Origin of the sequence: Klebsiella sp. KTE92, assembly GCF_000398905.1 — a bacterium.
GTDB lineage: Bacteria > Pseudomonadota > Gammaproteobacteria > Enterobacterales > Enterobacteriaceae > Klebsiella > Klebsiella variicola.
The window spans coordinates 2,644,818-2,662,580 of record NZ_KB976100.1 but is presented as its reverse complement, the minus strand read 5'-3'; the positions used below and the strand labels follow the sequence as shown (position 1 = coordinate 2,662,580).

Sequence of the window (17,763 nt, the reverse complement as noted above, 5' to 3'; positions counted from 1 at the left end):
GTGTTCCCTTAACAGGATGGATAAGATGGTTGCTATCTCAGCAGAAAAAACGAATGCAATACAAGCTATTTTTTCACGAAGCAAGGCTGTTATTGGTGTTATTCATTGCGACCCATTTCCTGGTTCGCCAAAATATCGAGGAAAATCAGTCTCGGATATTGTTGAACGTGCGCTTCGCGATGCTGAAAATTATATTTCAGGCGGTGTTCATGGTCTGATTATTGAAAACCATGGCGATATTCCTTTCTCTAAACCTGAGGATATCGGCCATGAAACCTCAGCGCTGATGGCGGTCATTACCGAGAAAGTTCGTGAACGTTTTGCTGTGCCGCTGGGCATTAACGTTCTGGCTAACGCGGCGATCCCGGCAATGGCGATCGCCCTGGCGGGAGGCGCCGATTTCGTCCGCGTAAACCAGTGGGCCAACGCCTATATCGCCAACGAAGGATTTATAGAAGGGGCGGCCGCTAAGGCGCTGCGCTACCGCAGTATGCTGCGCGCTGAACATATTCGCGTTTTTGCCGATAGCCACGTTAAGCACGGTAGCCATGCCATTGTCGCCGATCGTTCGATTCAGGAACTGACGCGCGATGTCGATTTCTTCGAGGCTGACGCGGTGATCGCCACCGGCCAGCGTACGGGCGATAGCGCCACGATGGCGGAAATTGACGAGATCCGCGCGGCGACGGAACTACCGCTCCTGGTGGGCTCCGGGGTGACACCGGCTAACGTGAAGCAGATCCTCGGGCGGACTCAGGGGGTCATTGTGGCCAGTACAATGAAGGTCGATGGCGTCTGGTGGAACGATGTTGAGCTGGCCCGGGTGAAACATTTTATGTCGGTCGCGCAGGCCGCGCTGGAGGAGGCTTAATGGAAGCGTTTAGCGAACGCCTGCTGCGCGAACATCAACCGGCGTGGCAGGCGATGCAGCAGCACCCGTTTGTGACTGATATCGAACAGGATCGTCTGCCGACAGTCGTCTTCAACCGCTATCTGGTGTTTGAGGGCAACTTTGTCGCGACGGCAATCGCGATTTTTGCCCTCGGGGTCAGCAAAGCGCCGGGTATTCAACAGCAGCGCTGGCTGATTGGCGTGCTGAATGCCCTGGTTGATATACAGATCGCGTGGTTTGAACAGGTGTTGTCAGCGCGGCAGATCGATCCCGCTGAGTACCCGGATGATTTGCCCGGGGTACGGCGCTTTCGCGACGGTATGCTGCGGACCGCCCGCGAGGGCAGCTATGAGCAGATTGTGACCCTGATGTTCGGTGCGGAATGGATGTACTCTTGCTGGTGCCGACGGGCGAGCGAACATCATCAGAGCGATGCTGATTTACGACGCTGGGTGGAAATGCACGCGGAGGACGAATTTTATCAGCAGGCTCTCTGGCTAAAAAACGAACTCGACCGCTGCGCCATGGCGCTGAGTGAAGACGAAAAGCAGGCGTTATCGGCGCTTTACGGCGAGGTGCTGCAGTGGGAAATTGATTTCCATCACGCGGCGTACGAGGAGTAGCCGCGAGGTGGATCACAGGGGGCGCCGGACGCGGCGTCTCCTGAATACGGGTTATATCTCGACGTTCTGCGTCTTGTTGGCGAAACTTACCATTACCGTTAATGCCGATTCTTATTTCACATTTTTATCTTAATAAAGTCGGAGGGTTAATTTAGCTGCCTTCTGACTCTTTTGAGAGAAATTATAGAGGGCGAGCATTTATGTTATTTTATTCGGGCCTGTAGCTCGGGGCTCTCTTTTTTCTTTTCTTCCCACCTGAAGAAAAAGCTATTTTCAGAAATAGATATAAATTATCCATCGTTACTCGACGGCGGCTCTCCCCCTACAATGGACTTTAATTGCCAGATATTTAACAAAAACCAGGCCAAGGAAAAGGGATGAAACGAAGCATTTATTCACAGAACAGTTTATTGCGCATCAGTCTGCTTTCCGCGCTAACGCTTACTGCCAGCTTCACCACTCACGCACAGGATAAACCTGTCGCGGGGGGTGTGCTGACGGTCGCTCTGGGCAGCGATACCCCGATTATTGACCCCTCTATTACCGCTTATTCCGTCACCGCTCTGGTTACGCGTAACGTGGTGGATTCTTTGGTCGGCCAGGCGGAAGATAACAGCTTTACACCATGGCTGGCGGAACGCTGGGAAATTAAAAACAATAACCGCGAATACACCTTCCATCTTCGCAAGGATGTGACTTTTAGTGATGGCACGAAACTGGATGCTGCGGCGGTAAAATATAACTTTGAACGCATACTCGATCCGAAAACCACCTCCAGTTACTCCAAATCGTTGTTGGGGCCGATTGACGCGATCACTACGCCAGATGAGTACACCGTGGTGATCCGCTATAAAACGCCTTTCGCACCGCTGCTGCAGGGGCTGAGCTTGCCGTATCTCGGTATTCAGTCACCGACTTATCTGCAGAAAACGGCGAATACCAGCAATACCGTGGTCGGTTCTGGTCCCTTTATCCTCGAATCGTTTGTCAAAGGCAGCGGGAGTAAACTCAGCAAGCGCGCCGATTACAACTGGGGCCCGGGCTATGCCACCCACAAAGGCCCGGCATGGCTGGATAAGATCGAATTTAAGTACCTGCCGGAGTCAGCGGTGCGGCTTGGCGCGCTGAATAGCGGGCAGGTACAGGTGATCGATGCCATTCCGCCGGTGAATTATGCGCAGGTAAAAAATAACCCGAAGCTGGATGTGATCACCAGGGAAAACCCAGGCGTTCCACGCGTGCTTTATTTGAATAGCGACACAGGGATCTTCAGCGACCTGAAAGTACGGCAGGCCTTCCAGAGCGCCATCGATCGCACCACTGCCGTTAAAGCCGCGTTCTTTGGCATCCTGAAACCTGCCGACAATATTCTTGGACCCGCTACGCTGGATTACGATCCGGCTATTGCCAGCCAGTGGGGGTTTGATCTGCAAAAAGCCCGCCGTCTTCTGGATGAAGCCGGCTGGCAGCAAACCGATAGCGAAGGCTACCGGGTCAAGGAGGGTAAACGCCTTACTGTGCAATTTACTTACTCTTCAAACGATGTCGAAGCCGCTGACGTGACGCTGTTCCAGGCAATTCAATACCAGGTAAAACAAGCCGGTTTTGAACTGAAACTCGATCCGGTGGATTCAGGCATTCTCAGCAGCCGCACGGCGGCTAACCAGTACGACATTATCTCGAACTATTTTGTTCGCCCGGAGCCGGACATCCTGCGTACCGTTTTCCATTCCAACTATATTCCGCCGAAGGGGAACAACTTCAGCCGCGTTAAAGCGCTGGATAGCCAACTGGAAACCGCTGTCGGTGCCAGCGAAGCCGAGCGTAAACGCATCTACTATGCCATCCAGCACCAGATTATCGATCAGGCCTGGGCGGTGCCAATTTACATCCCGGCATATCAGTTAGGGAAAGCCAAACAGGTGCAGGGCATTAGCTGGGCCACGAACGCGAAGCCGAATTTCTATGATGTCTGGATCCAACGCTAAGCTGCTGGCAGCAGGCAAGCGCCTGCTGACCATTTTCGCCGTGCTGTGGGGCGCGGCAACGCTGACGTTTGTTGCGGTAAAACTGATCCCCGGCGATCCTGTGGCAATTCTGATAGGCAGCGCCAACAGCGTTGTGGATGATAGTTTTCGCGAGACGCTGACCCGCCAGTTCGGCCTGGATAAGCCACTGTGGTGGCAATATTTGCGCTACTGTGGCGAGGCGCTGACGGGCAACCTTGGCGTGAGTTACCAGTATCGCCAGCCTGTTGTGCAGGTGATTAGCGCAGCGTTGAAAGAGACGGTGCCGCTGGCCGTCAGCGCCCTGGCGCTGGCACTGGTACTGGCGGTATTTAACGCATTACTGACAGCCGGACGTCATCCGCGTCTGCGGTCTCTGCTTGCCGGGTTGGAGCTGATGCTGCTTAGCACACCGGTGTACTGGATCGGCATCGTGTTGTTGAGCATTTTCAGTTTCAAACTGCAATGGTTTCCGGTGACCGGTAACGATGGCTGGATCGCCCTTGTGCTGCCGGTGGTGACGCTCAGCCTGCCGCTGGCTGCGACACTCAGCCAGGTGCTGCGTGATGGGCTGGAGGAGGCGCTTTCGCAGCCGTTCGCCATGACCGTCCGTACGCGTGGGGTGAGTGAAACTGCGCTGCGCTTACGGCATGCGTTGCGCCATGCCTTGCTGGCGGTGTCGACGCTGACGGGGACGCTGCTGGCCAGCGTATTAGGCGGCTCAATTCTGACCGAAACGGTATTTGGCCGGGCGGGACTGGGACAAATCACTCTCGGTGCGATTGAGAACCGCGACATGCCCTTGGTGCTGGGGGTGGTGATGTTCTCCGCGCTGTTGTTTGTGGTGATTAACCTGCTGATTGATACCCTTTATTTACTGATCGATCCCCGTCTACGTCTGCGAGGGCATGCTGATGAGTGATCTTTTACTGCGGGTGGCCCGCCGCGACGGGGGGCGCTATCGTAACCCGTGGCTGGCGCCGGGTACCAGCATTCCGTTGTTACTGGTGCTACTGCTCGTGGTGGCGGTGTTTTTTCCATCGCTATTCACGCCGTACACCCCCGAACAGATGGATTTCAGCGCGATTTTGCAGCCGCCGGACCTCAGACACTGGTTCGGTACTGACCAGTTGGGGCGTGATGTGTTTACCCGCGTGGTGTATGGCACCTCGCTGTCGCTGAGCATTGGGGTCGGCGCGACCCTGATTGCCAGCGCGGGCGGTATTGTGCTGGGGACACTGGCAGGTCTTGCGCCCAGGGCGGTACGGCAGTTACTCGTACGGCTACTGGACATTATGCTGGCGTTCCCCGATTTGCTGTTGGCGCTGCTGGCTATCACGGTGTTGGGGCGTGGGCCAGAGAATACCCTGCTGGCGGTCGGACTGGCCGGCATTGCTGGCTATGCCAGGCTGGTGCGCGCGCAAGTGTTGCAGGTCAGGTTATCGGGGTATGTGCAGCATGCGGTGGCGCTGGGTGAGCCGCCAATGGTGATTATTTTGCGCCATATTGTGCCCAATACGCTGCGCCCGCTGCTGGTACTGGCAACGGTGGGGATAGGCTATTCCATATTATCCGCCTCGGCCCTCAGTTTCCTTGGACTTGGGGTGACTCCGCCGACGGCGGAGTGGGGCGCATTGCTCTCTGAGGGACGTAATTTTCTCGATAGCGCCCCGTGGGTCAGCCTGCTGCCCGCCAGCGTTGTCGCGCTGTCGGTGATTGCCATTACGCTGCTGGGCCGACGTGTTCAAACCCTTATTGCCAAAGGCGGGATCGCATGACTACAGAGACCTTCCAGCAACCGCTGTTACAGGTGGCGCAACTGAGCGTCAGCTTCCCCTCGTCGCAGGGGGTGATTGAGGCGGTTAACGCCTTATCGTTTGACGTGCATGCCGGTGAAGTCCTGGCTTTGGTGGGCGAGTCCGGTTCGGGTAAATCCGTCACGGCCCGGACATTAGTCGGGCTGGCGGGGGCCGGAGCGGCTGTTCGCGCCGAGTCCCTGATATTGCAGGGGCACGATGGCCTGTCGCAGAATTTACTGGCGTGCGATGCCCGCCGTTGGCAGCAACTACGCGGGCGCGAAATTGGTTTTGTTTTGCAGGATGCACTGACCTCGCTTGACCCGCTGCGCCGGATTGGTCAGGAAGTCGCGGAGCCGTTGTTGACGCACCGCCTGGAACGGGGGACGGCAGTTCGCGAACGCGTGGCGGAGCTGTTAACGCAAACCGGCATCCCCGATCCGCATAACCGGATGGCGCAGTATGCACATGAACTCTCCGGTGGCCTGCGCCAACGTGCGCTCATCGCATCGGCGCTGGCGGCGGGGCCGCGATTACTCATTGCCGATGAACCTACTACCGCGCTGGACGCCACCGTACAAAAACAAGTTTTGAATGTATTCAGGGCCCTGGCGGATGCCGGGCATGGCGTGCTGCTGATCACCCATGATTTGTCGGTGGTGGCGGATATTGCCGACCGTGTGGTGGTGATGCGGCAGGGCAAAGCGGTGGAGAGCGGCAAGGTGCGACAGGTGCTGCATGCGCCGCAACACCCTTATACCCGCCGTCTGCTGGCGGCCATTCCCTCTGCCGGTACGCGTGGGAAGTGGTTAACAGGAAACGATCCGCTGGGTCAAACGGTAGTGCGGGAGAACATCAGTACCGACAGCACCACACCCGTGCTGGCTGCCGATAACGTATCACTGGCGTATGTTCTGCCAGATGGCCGTCGCTTGCAGGCCGTCAATCAGGTGACGTTAGAGGTCGCGCAGGGCGAAACGCTGGGCATTGTGGGCGAATCCGGTAGCGGCAAGACCACGCTAGGCAAACTGGCGCTGGCGCTGCAGGCACCGCAACAGGGCGAGATCCTTCTCGCTGGGCAACCATGGAGCAGGCTGACAGAACGTCAGCGGCAGCCGTTGCGGGCGCGTATCCAGACGATTGTGCAGGATCCGCTGGGTTCATTTAATCCGCAATATAACGTGGCGCAATTGCTGCAACAGCCTCTGCGCCTGCATACGACGCTCACAGCCGCGGACCGGTTGTCACGTGCGCAGGCGTTGCTGGCGCTGGTTGGTTTAAGTCCCGATCTGCTGACGCGACGTCCGGCCACGCTTTCCGGTGGGCAGCGGCAACGTATCGCCATCGCCCAGGCCCTGGCCCTGGCCTGCGAGCCGGATATTCTGATTTGCGACGAGCCGGTGTCGGCGCTGGATGTCACCACCCAGGCGCAAGTGTTGGATTTGCTGGTAGCGCTGCAACGCCGTTTGCATCTGTCAATGCTGTTTATCTCTCATGATCTGGGCGTGGTGCAGCATATGAGTCATCGTATTGCAGTGATGAAAGACGGCGAGGTAGTCGAAAGCGGCAGTGTGGATCAAATTTTTCGGGCACCACGCCACCCGTGGACTCGACAATTGTTATCAGCTGTTGGGCAGACGCCGTTGCGATATAACTGAGCAGTAAACGTTAAACACCGTTATCAGAAATGGGGTCAATGTTATTCAACGCTCTTATCATCTCCAGAGCCCATTCCAGGCGGTCTTGCGTGATAGAGGGCAGGGAAGAGCCACTGGCCCGGCGCTCGATAGAGCCATCCGTACGCAGTGCTCGTAGCGAAGTTTGCCTGTGTGAATTTCAGTTTAGTGACCTGTTGCGGGGGCGCCTGACATACCCGATTTCACGAACGGCGGGCGGGTGAACCAGATAATGATAATCAGCGCCATAAAGCCCCAGCCGAGCACCCAGAAATAGTCGATTGTCGACATCATGTAGGCCTGCTGGGTAACCACCTGGTCAATCATCGCAAGATGCTGCTGCGTCGGGCCACCCATCTTATTTACGTAATCCATAGCCGCTGGGTTGTACTGTGTCACGCTCTCGGTCAGATTCGCGTGGTGGAAAACTTCACGTCGCTGCCAGATCCATGTGGTTAACGATGAGGCAAAGGAGCCGCCGAGTACGCGAAAGAACGTGGCCAGTCCTGAGCCTTCCGCCACTTCGTTACCGTGCAGATTCGACAGCACAATGGTGGTCAGCGGCATGAAGAAGAAGGCCACGCCAATCCCCATAAACATCTGCACGCTGGCGATGGTGCGGAAATCCACGTCAGTATTGAACTGCGCGCGCATCAGACAGGATGCCCCCATTGTCAGGAATGACACTGAGCATAAAATTCGTAAATCCACTTTGGTGGCGTAACGTCCGATGACTGGCGTCAGCACCAGTGGTAAGAAGCCCATCGGCGCAGCGGCGAGACCGGCCCAGATAGCCGTGTAGCCCATCTGGGTCTGCAACCACTGCGGCAGAATAATGTTGATGGCAAAGAACGCGGCATAGCCCAGCATCAGCGCCAACGTGCCGATGGCGAAGTTGCGGTCTTTGAACAGCCGCAGGTTCACAATCGGGTGACGTTCGTCCAGCTCCCATATCACAAAGCAAATCAGGCTGATCGCCGAGACAATAGACATCACGATAATGGGCGTAGAAGAGAACCAGTCTTCGTCGTTGCCCTTATCCAGCACCACCTGCAGCAGGCCCACGCCAAGCACCAACAGCGCGATGCCAATATAGTCGACAGGCGATGACTGCGTTGTTTCTTCACGCATGCGCAGCTGCGACCAGACCACGATGGAGGCGAAAATCCCAATCGGCACGTTGATGTAGAAGATCCATGGCCAGGAGTAGTTATCGGTAAGCCAGCCGCCGGTGATGGGTCCCACGATAGGCGCCACCACGGTCACCATCGACAGCAGCGCCAGCGCCATGCTGCGTTTCATCGGCGGGAAGATAACCAGCAACAGCGTCTGACACATCGGGAACATCGGCCCGGCGAAAAAACCCTGCAGCGCACGGAAGATGATGAGCTCCGTCATGCTGTGGGCGAAGCCGCACAGAAATGACGTCAGGGTAAAGAACATCACCGAGGCGATAAACAACCGCAACTGCCCGAATCGGCGGGTAAACCAGCCTGTCAACGGTAGAGCAATAGCGTTACACACCGCAAAAGAGGTGATAACCCATGTCCCCTGATCGGCGCTAACGCCCAGGTTGCCGGAGATAGTCGGCAGCGCCACGTTGGCGATGGTGGAGTCCAGCACCTGCATAAAGGTCGCCAGCGACAGGGCAAGCGTCGCCAGGAACAGGCTGGGGGGCGTAAAGGCTGCCTTCGGCTCTGACATAGCTTCTCTCTTAGCGCTGGGCTACAGCGCTGGTGTTGTCATGAAGGATTTTCGCCACCAGTTTATCGGCTGCTTCCATTGGCGTTTCATACACATCGGTACGGAATCGCGGCTGTTCGACGGTTTTTTGTGGCAGAAGGTGACCACCCTGATTGCGGATATCCACCTCAGCGTTCATCGACAGACCCACACGCAGCGGATGCTTCTGCATGTCATGTGGGTCAAGCGTGATGCGTACCGGCAGGCGTTGGACGATTTTGATCCAGTTGCCGCTGGCGTTCTGGGCTGGCAACAGTGAGAATGCGCTACCGGTACCAATGCCGAGACTTTCGATGGTGCCGTGATATTTCACGTTATCGCCATAGAGATCCGCATTCAGCTCTACTTTTTGCCCAATGCGCATGTCCTGCATTTGGCTCTCTTTAAAGTTGGAATCCACCCACACTTCATTCAGCGGCACGATGGCAAGCAGCGTGGTGCCGGAGGTGACACGCATCCCGAGCTGCACAGCACGTTTAGCGACGTAACCACTGACGGGCGCAACAATGGTGCTGCGGGAGTTATCGAGATAGCGTTGGCGCAGCGTCGCAACGGCGGTTTTGACTTCAGGATGGTTATCCACCACGGTGTCATCAACCATCGCCTGATTGGTTTTGAGCGCTTGCTCGGCAGCCAGTAAATCGCTTTGCGCGCTGGTCACGGCATCACGGTAGTGCGCCAGATCTTCCACCGCAATGGCACCGGAACTGACAATTTTTTCCCGGCGCACATAGTCACTTTTCGCTGTTTGCAGGGCTACTTTTTTGGCAGCTACTTGTGCACGGTAGTTGTCGGCGGTGCTGTAGAGGCCACGCACCTGACGCACTGTGCTGGCGAGATTGGCTTCAGCCTGCTGCAGGGCGATGGCGGTATCGCTTGGGTCCAGCAGAACCAGGGGCTGGCCTTTTTCGACATAATCGCCTTCATCCACGGTCACCTGAGTCACGGTACCGGTGATTTGCGGTGTCAGGGTGACCTGATTTCCGTTGACGTAAGCATCGTCGGTGCTCTCGTAATAGCGGGCGTAAAGCAGATACCAGGCCAGACAGCCTCCTGCCGCGAGGATCAGGATCAGTAATAAAATGGCGAAGTTTCTTGTACGCTTGCCTGGGCGCTTGTCAGAGGGAGGCGCGTTATTTTCCATAGACATAACCGGTGACCTTAATTAGCGATGGGGGGCCGTGAATTCATCGGGCAGCATTTTGATAAGAATATCTGCGAGCTGCCGGGATTCTTCGGGCGTCAGACGCGCCGTTAAGTCCGCGAGGATGGTATTCAGTGCTTCATTCTGAAACGTATTGCACAGCGTCTGACCTTTTGCCGTCAGGGCCAGGATCACCTGGCGCTTGTCGTGCGGATTCGGGCGGCGCTCGATCAGGTCGTTCTTCACCATACGTGCAACCATACGGCTCATTGCCCCGGTATCCATCTGCAGGCTCTTGCAGATTTCTGCCGGGCTGGTGTTACCTTTAAATATATTAATCAATACCTTAAATTGCGGTGCGGTAATGCCGCTGTCGGCAAAGTAATGGCCGATAAGCAGGTCCTTAAACTGGTTTGCCAGATGGAACAGCAAACCCAGATGCAGGTTTTTATGGGAAGAGTCGATTGGGGTATTCATGATAGCTGCCTGGTCAGTAATTAACATGATAATTACTGCCTGGTCACCAATTGTCAAATTAGGTCAACAGAAAGCACACATATTGACAAATGGAGGAGGGCGATAAGCGAATTACGATCACTCGAACCCGTGATGCCCGCAGACATCAATTTGGATGCGCTCTGGGGTACAGGCCCGACGCAGGCGTGATTGATGTACGCGCGGCCGTAACTTGCCAGGGTTCCATAAAGCAGTCTGTGTCATCAGCTGGCGTACTGTCGGACCAAAATCAGCGTAATGTTCGCGGATAGTACGCAGTACACGTTCTCAGTTGCCGGTTGCCAGGCTGGCTACGACGACGGTTAACAAGTGAAAGCGGCCCATGTTCACGATAGCGCTCCAACAACCGTCGGCAGTGTCTGTCAGATATCTCAAGCGGATAATATTGAGTGCGTACCGGGCAAGACCATCAGGTCGTTGGTTATTGCTGGGTTTTCAACGACGACGGCTAGCCATACCCAGCGGGCCAGATTCACGGTAACGCGACAGAAGGCATCGGCACAGGCTGTCAGATATGCTCAGGCGCTGTGTGGCCATCAAGTGTAGTCAGACGCCGAACGATAACGTCCTAATAACTTTGAGTCGGTTAACTTTATCCAAAGCAAAAAACTCCGCCGCATGAGCCGTCATCAGAATCTATCGATGCTGAATCTACGAGTAACTTATCCAGGAGAAAACCTTACAACTTAGCCACCATAATATGTGTCAAGGCTCAATTGAAATGTCCGTTATCCAGCTCAATTAAAATGACCACTTTGATCTCTCATTCTCTTTACTGATAGACTTTCCTCCGACTGAAACAACAGGATGATTGAGCCCATGCTTCGATACGAGTTAACGCCGAACAATGCAGGTTTTATACTGTGGGGAGATTCAGAAGCCCTGAATGAATTACATGAACTCATTCATTACATCGTGGATGAAAGCCCACTGATTAAAGTTAAAGACGGATTTATGTTATCCCTTGCCTATGATATTCGTAAAGCACGGGAAGGTAATCGTCGTGTTGAGCAACATCAGTATGATCAACATGATACATATAAGCTTTATGGTGTTGAGCTTTTATGGCCTCTGGTCCTGGTACAGTCCTCAATACTCAGAAACTCAATGGGTTATATTCAGACAGACAAAAACCAGCTGTCTGTCATGTATGCCTTTGAATACCTGATAGAATCAGCATTAACAGAGTCTGAGAGAACAACGTCGAATGATATTATGCTAACAGTAAAATATGCATCAGACTCTGATTTTAATTTCATTGAGGATAATATTGACAGCAGGTGCTGCTATTTTATCAGCCTATCTCCGGAGCAAAGAAAAAAGCAGTTAATCAGTATTGTTCGTTCTTTTCATTCATTATGGGGTAAGTATGCCCGTGAAAAGCAGGACATAAAGATGCTGAACGAAATGAATAATACATCATGGGTCTGGCCGGACAATATCAACTGGTGAGCAACCACTGTCCGGCCAGTGAGTACCATCAGCGGGCTCTTTTACCAAAAATGTCCTCTGAACGTGACTGAAGCTGTTTGAGTGCTTCGAGCATGTCATCATTATCCAGTGAGCGCTGGGATTTCTTCCCTTCCTGCTTTGGCCGTCGTCGGGAAGGGCCATCTCCAGCGGGAATTGACTGAGAGCGCGTGTTATCCCGCTTGCTCTGCACCAGACTGATAAACTCCAGGGTTCGGCCAAGACGCTTGTTATCGACAATCGCGCCCTGGTCGATTTCTGACAGTCGGTCGTAGGTAGAGTAGGGAAGTAGCGTACCGTTCAGGCGCAGCTCTTTTCTGCCATCAGGATAGTGATACACATCGATATATTTACCTATTGCACGGCGACTCAGTTCGCTGTCTTCAATCAGGTACAACATTTTATCATATTGTATCGTCAACGATTTTGAGACTTTACGTTTTTCACGAACAGTGAAAATAAGCCCCAGGTCCTCATCATGTTCTACAGCACGGTGTACGTCAAAATCATGTCGCGGTACTTTGCCAAAACGGCGGTTATAGTCAGCCATATAGGCCTCAGCGAAGTCATTTGCAGCCTCCATTGAACAAATGCCCTGTAACCGCAGCTCTTTGACCAGACGATCCTGTAAAGTGAGGTGAGCTCGTTCTACACGCCCTTTGGCGGGACTGGTTTCTGCACAGATAGTCTGGATGTTCAGTTCATGCATGGCTCGCCCAAACTGAGTATGCCCGTCTCCGCCTGTGGCGTGTTTATTGTTAACACGAAAAACACCGGCTTTATCGCTGTACAGTGCCAGCGGTTTACCATGCTTATCGATATAGCGCCGCGTGGCTTCGAAGTAAGAAAACGTGGACTCCGATTTAACAAACAACAGTTCCATCAGTTTGCTGGTTGCATCATCAACATAGACCAGCGCGGTGCAGGCCGGGCCACGGCCTTCAAACCAGTCGTGATCACAGCCATCTATTTGTATCAGCTCACCAGTACACGGACGCCGGTACCGTGGTTGAGGGATCCTTGCGGCACGTTGTTTACGGGGAACCCATAAGCCAGCCCGCACCATGATGCGCCGGACAGTTTCTTTGCCAAGAAACAGTCCGTGGAGTTCTTCGAGCTTTTCACGCGCCAGAGTCGGACCGAAATCAGCATAACGCGTCTTGATCAGTTCCAGAGCCTGATCTGCGAGCCCGGGTGGCAACTGGCGGTTACCACGCATGCCACATCGTCTGCTGGCCATACCAAGCGGTCCGCCTTCACGGTAACGGGCAAGAAGTCTGCGGCATTGCCTGTCGCTGATACCGAGGTGCTCGGCCGCACGGCGCGTTGTGATGCGACGTTCAATGACGTCCTGTATAATCTTGATCCGGTTGATCTCTTTCAAAGTAAACACTCCTGAGCTTTCTGCGCTCATGATATGCCTCCCGGTAGTTTAAACGGACCAGTGAAGCTTACCATAGCGCGGACATCTGAATTGAGCCACAGGCGGACATTACTATTGAGCCATTACAATATGAGTGCGCATAATGTATATTATGTTAAATCATGTTTTGAGCGTTGCTCCTAACCGGTGACTTTGGACATTGCTTGTGTTGGCTAAACTCGGATTTGCAGTAATTAGCAAGCGCAATACGAATATAAATCATGTACATGCGGTCTGCCGTTTTATTAACTATCTGATCAGTAAATGCGTGTCGAGCCACTCTACCGCCTCTGCAGGAGACATATGGTTGCAACCGGCCACATCCTGTATCAGGGAAAGGACTTTCTTGTTCAACACGCTCATTTCCTTATAGAGGTTCAGTTCTCCGCTGAGCGAGCATGGGCGCTTTGCATCGGGAGTACATATGCCCTCCCCTACAAATGATTCACATAGTTCGCCCGTAAACCTGTGTGCTGGGCCATGTCGACGTCGCCGGGCTCAGCACTCACTGTCAAAGCGTTGCAGATGGCCTGGGAGCTTCGGGGTAAGCCAACAGGAGTGTTGCTCCATAGCGTCAAAGACAGCCACTATACCAGTCGCCAGTATAAGAGCCGCCTTCTGTGAAGGCGGATTTCTACTTTGTCAGGCGTTCAATCAGCTGGCGCTGGTATTCAGGCAGCTGGCTGGTTCTCACCCCCTGAAAAACAAGTGGCGGGAGCCATGTCATTCCCGCATGTAATGCACTGGCTTTCATGGGGGTGAAAACATCGGCAAGCTCGGTACCTGTTCTGCCATTTTTTCCGTATGTTGAGTCATCACCGGCAGCAGTAGTAACAATAAGCATTTCCTTACCCTTCCATAAATCCGGGCCAACGCTACCCCATGTGTCATTCATATACGCTTTCATCATTGCGGTGATATTGAACCAGTGAGTGGGAAAGATAAACACTATCCTGTCATTCTGGCGTGTGATACGCCTCTCCTCATCACCGTTTATCTTGCGCGTATCGAAACCATAGAGCGTTTCAAGGTTACGAACAGTGACTCCATCTACGCTCTCAGCCGCCTGCTGTAGCCCTTTAATCATAACGGACCGCTCCGGATACGGATGAGAAACGATTACAAGCGTCCTTATATGGCTTTTCTCTTTACTGATGGCAGCTTTTAAGGGGATCACTAAGACCAGCAGAAAAAGCGCCAGCATTTTAACAGGCAGGCCTGGAAAGAGTGGTTTCATACTTGCCTCCAGTTTCAGGGAAATTAAAGTTAAACAGGCAGATCTTGCCTCACAGAACACGCAGTATCACTTTGACAGGAAATCACGAAGGTAAAATCTCAATCGTGGCCGCTCTGGCGCGTGTCCCTGTCATTGCGGAAACATAGCTGCTGCCGGAGTACTTTTTCTGGTAAGCCTGATCTATTTTACTTTCAAGCTCAGGGTCTGATGGTTTTGCGAACAGGACGTCGAACTCCTGTCCAATAGCCAGTATCTTACCCGCCTGCTGGGACAATGCAGCCTGATACCATTTTGAACGGGTACCACTATAGGCTCGGACGAAAAGTCGGTTATCCACCTTCACTTCCCAAATCCATGTCGGCGTACCGGTCGTATTCATATCGGGATGATACGGAGCGATTTTAAGGTCATCGGCCGCATCTATTCTTGTTAATACTTCAGAGTTCCAGAACATAAACCTCTCCTTTTTCATATCGGCTGTTTTTTTCTCTTGCACCATTAACTCGATAAATTAATGTTGCATGAGAAATTAGAGCCTGCTTCACCAGTAACAGCAGAGTGGCTGTTATTTGAATTAGGATTAATGCATCTCAGCGACGGTATTACCGGCTATCAACTGAATAATATATTGGCGGTCCATAATAAAACTGAGTTGGCATGCCTTTCCTGCGGTTGCCAGTCGACTCCAGAGTACCAGCACTGCCTGTATTTTTGCCTGTTCGAGCGCAAATCCAATACCATCAAGACTGTCTGCGTTTGTCTGAAGTTCTTTTATCATCTTCACGCATTCGCCGGTCAGGTCATCATAGCTAAGTGAAAACGTTTGTTTAGTATCCATTCGGCACGCTCTATAGGGGGAATACCCAACACCCCATGCTAAGAGAGCAGTGTCTGTCGTTTGTCGCACAGACACTGCATCTGAAAACACCGGACGATGCTATGGCTTACTTATTAAGATTTTTGTTGAAAAATGCAGTGATGTTATCGAATGGGATCTTATCCATACGATCATATAAATCGACATGTGTGGCATCTTTAACAATCAGAAGCTCTTTTGGTTGATTTGCAGCTTCATAAGCCGTTTTGGAGAAGTAAAGCGAATGCGCTTTTTCACCATGGATGAACAGGATCGGGCGCGGAGAAATTTCCTTAATATAGGTCATGAGCGGGAAATTCATGAAGGCCATCGGCGTTGTCACAGACCATGAGTTACCAGAGTTGACGGCTCGGGGATGATAGCCGCGTTTGGTCATGTAATAGTCCGCATAGTCCACGAGGAACTGTGCTTCACCGCCCTTCAGTTTATTATAGGCTGGCTGGTATGCAGGTTTACCGTTTGCCGCATCTTCCCAGCGCTGGAGGCTCATCTTCTCCAGCGCCTGCTCGCGTTGCTCCGGCGTTACGCTGTCATTGTATCCTTTCGACATCACGCGGCTCATATCATACATGGTGCTGGCAACGACCGCTTTTACGCGTTTATCCACGGCGACAGCGTTCAGGGCAATCCCACCCATGCCGCAGATACCGATGACACCGATACGTTCACGATCCACATAAGGTTGCAGTCCAATGAAATCGACTGCGGCCATAAAGTCTTCGGTATTGATATCAGGTGAAGCAATATTGCGGGGTTCACCACTGCTTTCACCGGTATAAGACGGATCAAATGCCAGCGTCACGAATCCGCGCTCTGCCAGGGTCTGAGCATAAAGACCTGAAGCCTGCTCTTTTACCGCGCCAAATGGCCCGGAAATCACAAGCGCAGCAAGCTTCTTGTTCCCGCGATCTTTAGGAAGATATACATCAGCGGCCAGCGTAATGCCGTAACGGTTCTTAAAAGTAACTTTTTGATGATCCACTTTTTCGCTCCTTGGGAAAGTTTTATCCCACGTCTGAACCAGACGGACTGAAGAATCTGCTGTGCCTGGTGCAGGCTGGGCGACCGCAGCTTCTGTTGAAATCAGAGCCATCGCCCCGGCAAGGAGTGCGCCATTAAAAAAGCGCGTTGAAGATTTTAGCGTCATGATATTAAAACCTTTCATTGGATATTGAGGGATATGTTTCAGACAGCATGCATGAGTATTTCAGTTACAACTTCCGGCGGGTAATCACTGGCAATACCAAACGCTTTGACATTGATCTGGACGTTCTCAACGATAGCGGGCAGATCTGCTTCCCTGATGTTCAGCTGTTCAAGACGTGTTGGCGTACCAATTTCTTCGAACCACTTCTCAAGTGCTGCGATGCCGTCATCTGCCGAACTGAGTCCGAACACATATTTTGCGAAACGCTCAAACTGCGGTGTATTTCGGTTTTTGTACCATTTCATCCAGGCGGGCATAACAACGGACAACCCTGCCCCATGCGGAACGTTGAAAAGTGCGGATAAAGAGTGCTCGATTGCATGATTCGGATAACTGAATCCGGCACAGCCTGACAGGATCAAACCGTTTTGAGCAAGGGTTGCAGCCCAGGCAAATTCCCCACGCGCAGCTTCATCATCCGGACTGGCGATGAGCGTTTGTGTGGTTTCAATTACCGTATTTAGGAGTGCTTCAACCAGACGCGACTGAATTGCAGGCTGAACGGTTGCGGTGAAGTACACTTCGATAAGGTGTGAAATGATATCAGCGGCAGAATAGACCAGGTAATCGCGGGAGACGCCCGCCATCAGTGCCGGACTCAGTACGGATACCACCGGACGCGTGTAGTCGTTACCGATCGATAATTTTTCATGTGTTTCTTCATTGGTGACAACGGCATACGGGTTCATTTCGCTTCCCGTTGCGGCCAGGGTCAGAATGGCAAACAAAGGTAAAGCAGAGGAAAGCTCGCCTTTACCAGCGAATAAATCCCAGACGTCACCTTTATAATGTGCACCGGCCGCAATAGCCTTAGCACTGTCAAGTACGGAGCCGCCGCCAACGCTCAGGATAGCGTCCACGTTATGGTGTTTCGCCAGTTCCACCCCTTCACGGACTTTGGATATCACCGGGTTACTTACGATACCGCCAAGTTCTATATACTCGATGCTGTTATCGGCAAGATTCTGACTGACCGTAGCGAACAGGCCTTCTCGTTTAATACGTTCGCTTCCGTAGCACAGCAGGACTTTACGTGCGCCAGCACTGGCAATGTGTGCACCGATAGTATTCTCTTTTCCGGAACCGAATTCGATTCGGGTTGGGTTGTAGAAAGTAAACTCTTTCACGTATTTCTCCTCCGGATAACCTGTCT

15 protein-coding genes and 4 pseudogenes are annotated in these 17,763 nt (G+C 53.0%); 9 read left to right on the top strand and 10 right to left on the bottom strand.

Translation table 11 applies throughout. The annotated features are described in order from the left end of the window. The first annotated feature begins 25 nt into the window (after positions 1-25). The 6 genes from A1WC_RS12855 (at position 26) to A1WC_RS12880 (ending at position 6,975) form a co-directional block, all read left to right on the top strand. Positions 26-871 carry a BtpA/SgcQ family protein gene (locus A1WC_RS12855; RefSeq protein WP_004176161.1) on the top strand — a complete coding sequence of 282 codons (846 nt, stop codon included), beginning with the start codon at positions 26-28 and terminating at the stop codon, positions 869-871. Continuing rightward, positions 871-1,515: a TenA family protein gene (locus tag A1WC_RS12860; protein WP_016161043.1), complete on the top strand. Its 645-nt coding sequence runs from the start codon at positions 871-873 to the stop codon at positions 1,513-1,515. The genes A1WC_RS12855 and A1WC_RS12860 overlap by 1 nt, the downstream gene beginning before the upstream one ends. A gap of 377 nt (positions 1,516-1,892) precedes the next feature. Further along, positions 1,893-3,503, top strand: a complete 1,611-nt coding sequence (locus A1WC_RS12865; protein ID WP_016161042.1) for an ABC transporter substrate-binding protein — start codon at positions 1,893-1,895, stop codon at positions 3,501-3,503. Next, complete coding sequence (locus A1WC_RS12870) at positions 3,481-4,443, top strand: ABC transporter permease (protein ID WP_016161041.1); 963 nt, start codon at positions 3,481-3,483, stop codon at positions 4,441-4,443. The genes A1WC_RS12865 and A1WC_RS12870 overlap by 23 nt, the downstream gene beginning before the upstream one ends. Next, positions 4,436-5,299 carry an ABC transporter permease gene (locus tag A1WC_RS12875; RefSeq protein WP_012968221.1) on the top strand — a complete coding sequence of 288 codons (864 nt, stop codon included), beginning with the start codon at positions 4,436-4,438 and terminating at the stop codon, positions 5,297-5,299. The genes A1WC_RS12870 and A1WC_RS12875 overlap by 8 nt, the downstream gene beginning before the upstream one ends. Continuing rightward, the gene (locus tag A1WC_RS12880; RefSeq protein WP_016161040.1) at positions 5,296-6,975 is read left to right on the top strand and encodes a dipeptide ABC transporter ATP-binding protein; all 1,680 of its coding nucleotides are present in this window, start codon (positions 5,296-5,298) and stop codon (positions 6,973-6,975) included. The genes A1WC_RS12875 and A1WC_RS12880 overlap by 4 nt, the downstream gene beginning before the upstream one ends. Positions 6,976-7,158: 183 nt before the next feature. Here A1WC_RS12880 and A1WC_RS12885 read toward each other — a convergent pair whose 3' ends face one another. The 4 genes and pseudogenes from A1WC_RS12885 to A1WC_RS28525 all read right to left on the bottom strand — a co-directional run. Continuing rightward, the gene (locus tag A1WC_RS12885) at positions 7,159-8,697 is read right to left on the bottom strand and encodes a DHA2 family efflux MFS transporter permease subunit (protein ID WP_016161039.1); all 1,539 of its coding nucleotides are present in this window, start codon (positions 8,695-8,697) and stop codon (positions 7,159-7,161) included. A gap of 10 nt (positions 8,698-8,707) precedes the next feature. After that, positions 8,708-9,886 carry an efflux RND transporter periplasmic adaptor subunit gene (locus A1WC_RS12890; protein ID WP_016161038.1) on the bottom strand — a complete coding sequence of 393 codons (1,179 nt, stop codon included), beginning with the start codon at positions 9,884-9,886 and terminating at the stop codon, positions 8,708-8,710. 15 nt (positions 9,887-9,901) lie between these two features. Continuing rightward, on the bottom strand, positions 9,902-10,357 hold the full coding sequence (locus tag A1WC_RS12895; RefSeq protein WP_012541719.1) for a MarR family winged helix-turn-helix transcriptional regulator: 456 nt from the start codon (positions 10,355-10,357) through the stop codon (positions 9,902-9,904). 404 nt (positions 10,358-10,761) lie between these two features. Next, positions 10,762-11,026: pseudogene (locus tag A1WC_RS28525) on the bottom strand (ISNCY family transposase); the annotation flags it as partial. Between the two features lie 189 nt (positions 11,027-11,215). On the opposite strand from A1WC_RS28525, the gene A1WC_RS12900 reads away from it, so the two are divergent. Beyond that, positions 11,216-11,848, top strand: a complete 633-nt coding sequence (locus tag A1WC_RS12900; RefSeq protein WP_001567369.1) for a DUF6904 family protein — start codon at positions 11,216-11,218, stop codon at positions 11,846-11,848. A gap of 28 nt (positions 11,849-11,876) precedes the next feature. Here the strand turns inward: A1WC_RS12900 and A1WC_RS12905 are convergent, their stop codons facing one another. Beyond that, positions 11,877-13,280 (bottom strand): ISNCY-like element ISKpn21 family transposase, encoded by a 1,404-nt coding sequence (locus tag A1WC_RS12905; RefSeq protein ID WP_001567368.1) that lies wholly within the window; start codon positions 13,278-13,280, stop codon positions 11,877-11,879. A gap of 462 nt (positions 13,281-13,742) precedes the next feature. Between A1WC_RS12905 and A1WC_RS27485 the strand changes: the two are divergent. Then, positions 13,743-13,907: pseudogene (locus A1WC_RS27485) on the top strand (IS3 family transposase); the annotation flags it as partial. Between the two features lie 16 nt (positions 13,908-13,923). On the opposite strand, the gene A1WC_RS12910 reads toward A1WC_RS27485, so the two are convergent. The 4 genes from A1WC_RS12910 to A1WC_RS12925 form a co-directional block, all read right to left on the bottom strand. After that, positions 13,924-14,526: an NAD(P)H-dependent oxidoreductase gene (locus tag A1WC_RS12910; protein WP_016161037.1), complete on the bottom strand. Its 603-nt coding sequence runs from the start codon at positions 14,524-14,526 to the stop codon at positions 13,924-13,926. Between the two features lie 82 nt (positions 14,527-14,608). Beyond that, positions 14,609-14,980, bottom strand: a complete 372-nt coding sequence (locus tag A1WC_RS12915; protein WP_016161036.1) for a DUF2255 family protein — start codon at positions 14,978-14,980, stop codon at positions 14,609-14,611. Between the two features lie 126 nt (positions 14,981-15,106). Next, the gene (locus A1WC_RS12920) at positions 15,107-15,364 is read right to left on the bottom strand and encodes a hypothetical protein (RefSeq protein ID WP_016161035.1); all 258 of its coding nucleotides are present in this window, start codon (positions 15,362-15,364) and stop codon (positions 15,107-15,109) included. Between the two features lie 106 nt (positions 15,365-15,470). Further along, the gene (locus tag A1WC_RS12925; protein ID WP_032691186.1) at positions 15,471-16,568 is read right to left on the bottom strand and encodes an alpha/beta hydrolase; all 1,098 of its coding nucleotides are present in this window, start codon (positions 16,566-16,568) and stop codon (positions 15,471-15,473) included. 29 nt (positions 16,569-16,597) lie between these two features. Here A1WC_RS12925 and A1WC_RS28285 point away from each other — a divergent pair. Next, positions 16,598-16,780 (top strand): annotated as a pseudogene (locus tag A1WC_RS28285) (hypothetical protein); the annotation flags it as partial. Here the strand turns inward: A1WC_RS28285 and A1WC_RS12930 are convergent. After that, positions 16,730-17,737 (bottom strand): annotated as a pseudogene (locus tag A1WC_RS12930) (iron-containing alcohol dehydrogenase); the annotation flags it as partial. The pseudogenes A1WC_RS28285 and A1WC_RS12930 overlap by 51 nt on opposite strands. Positions 17,738-17,763: the final 26 nt, after the last annotated feature.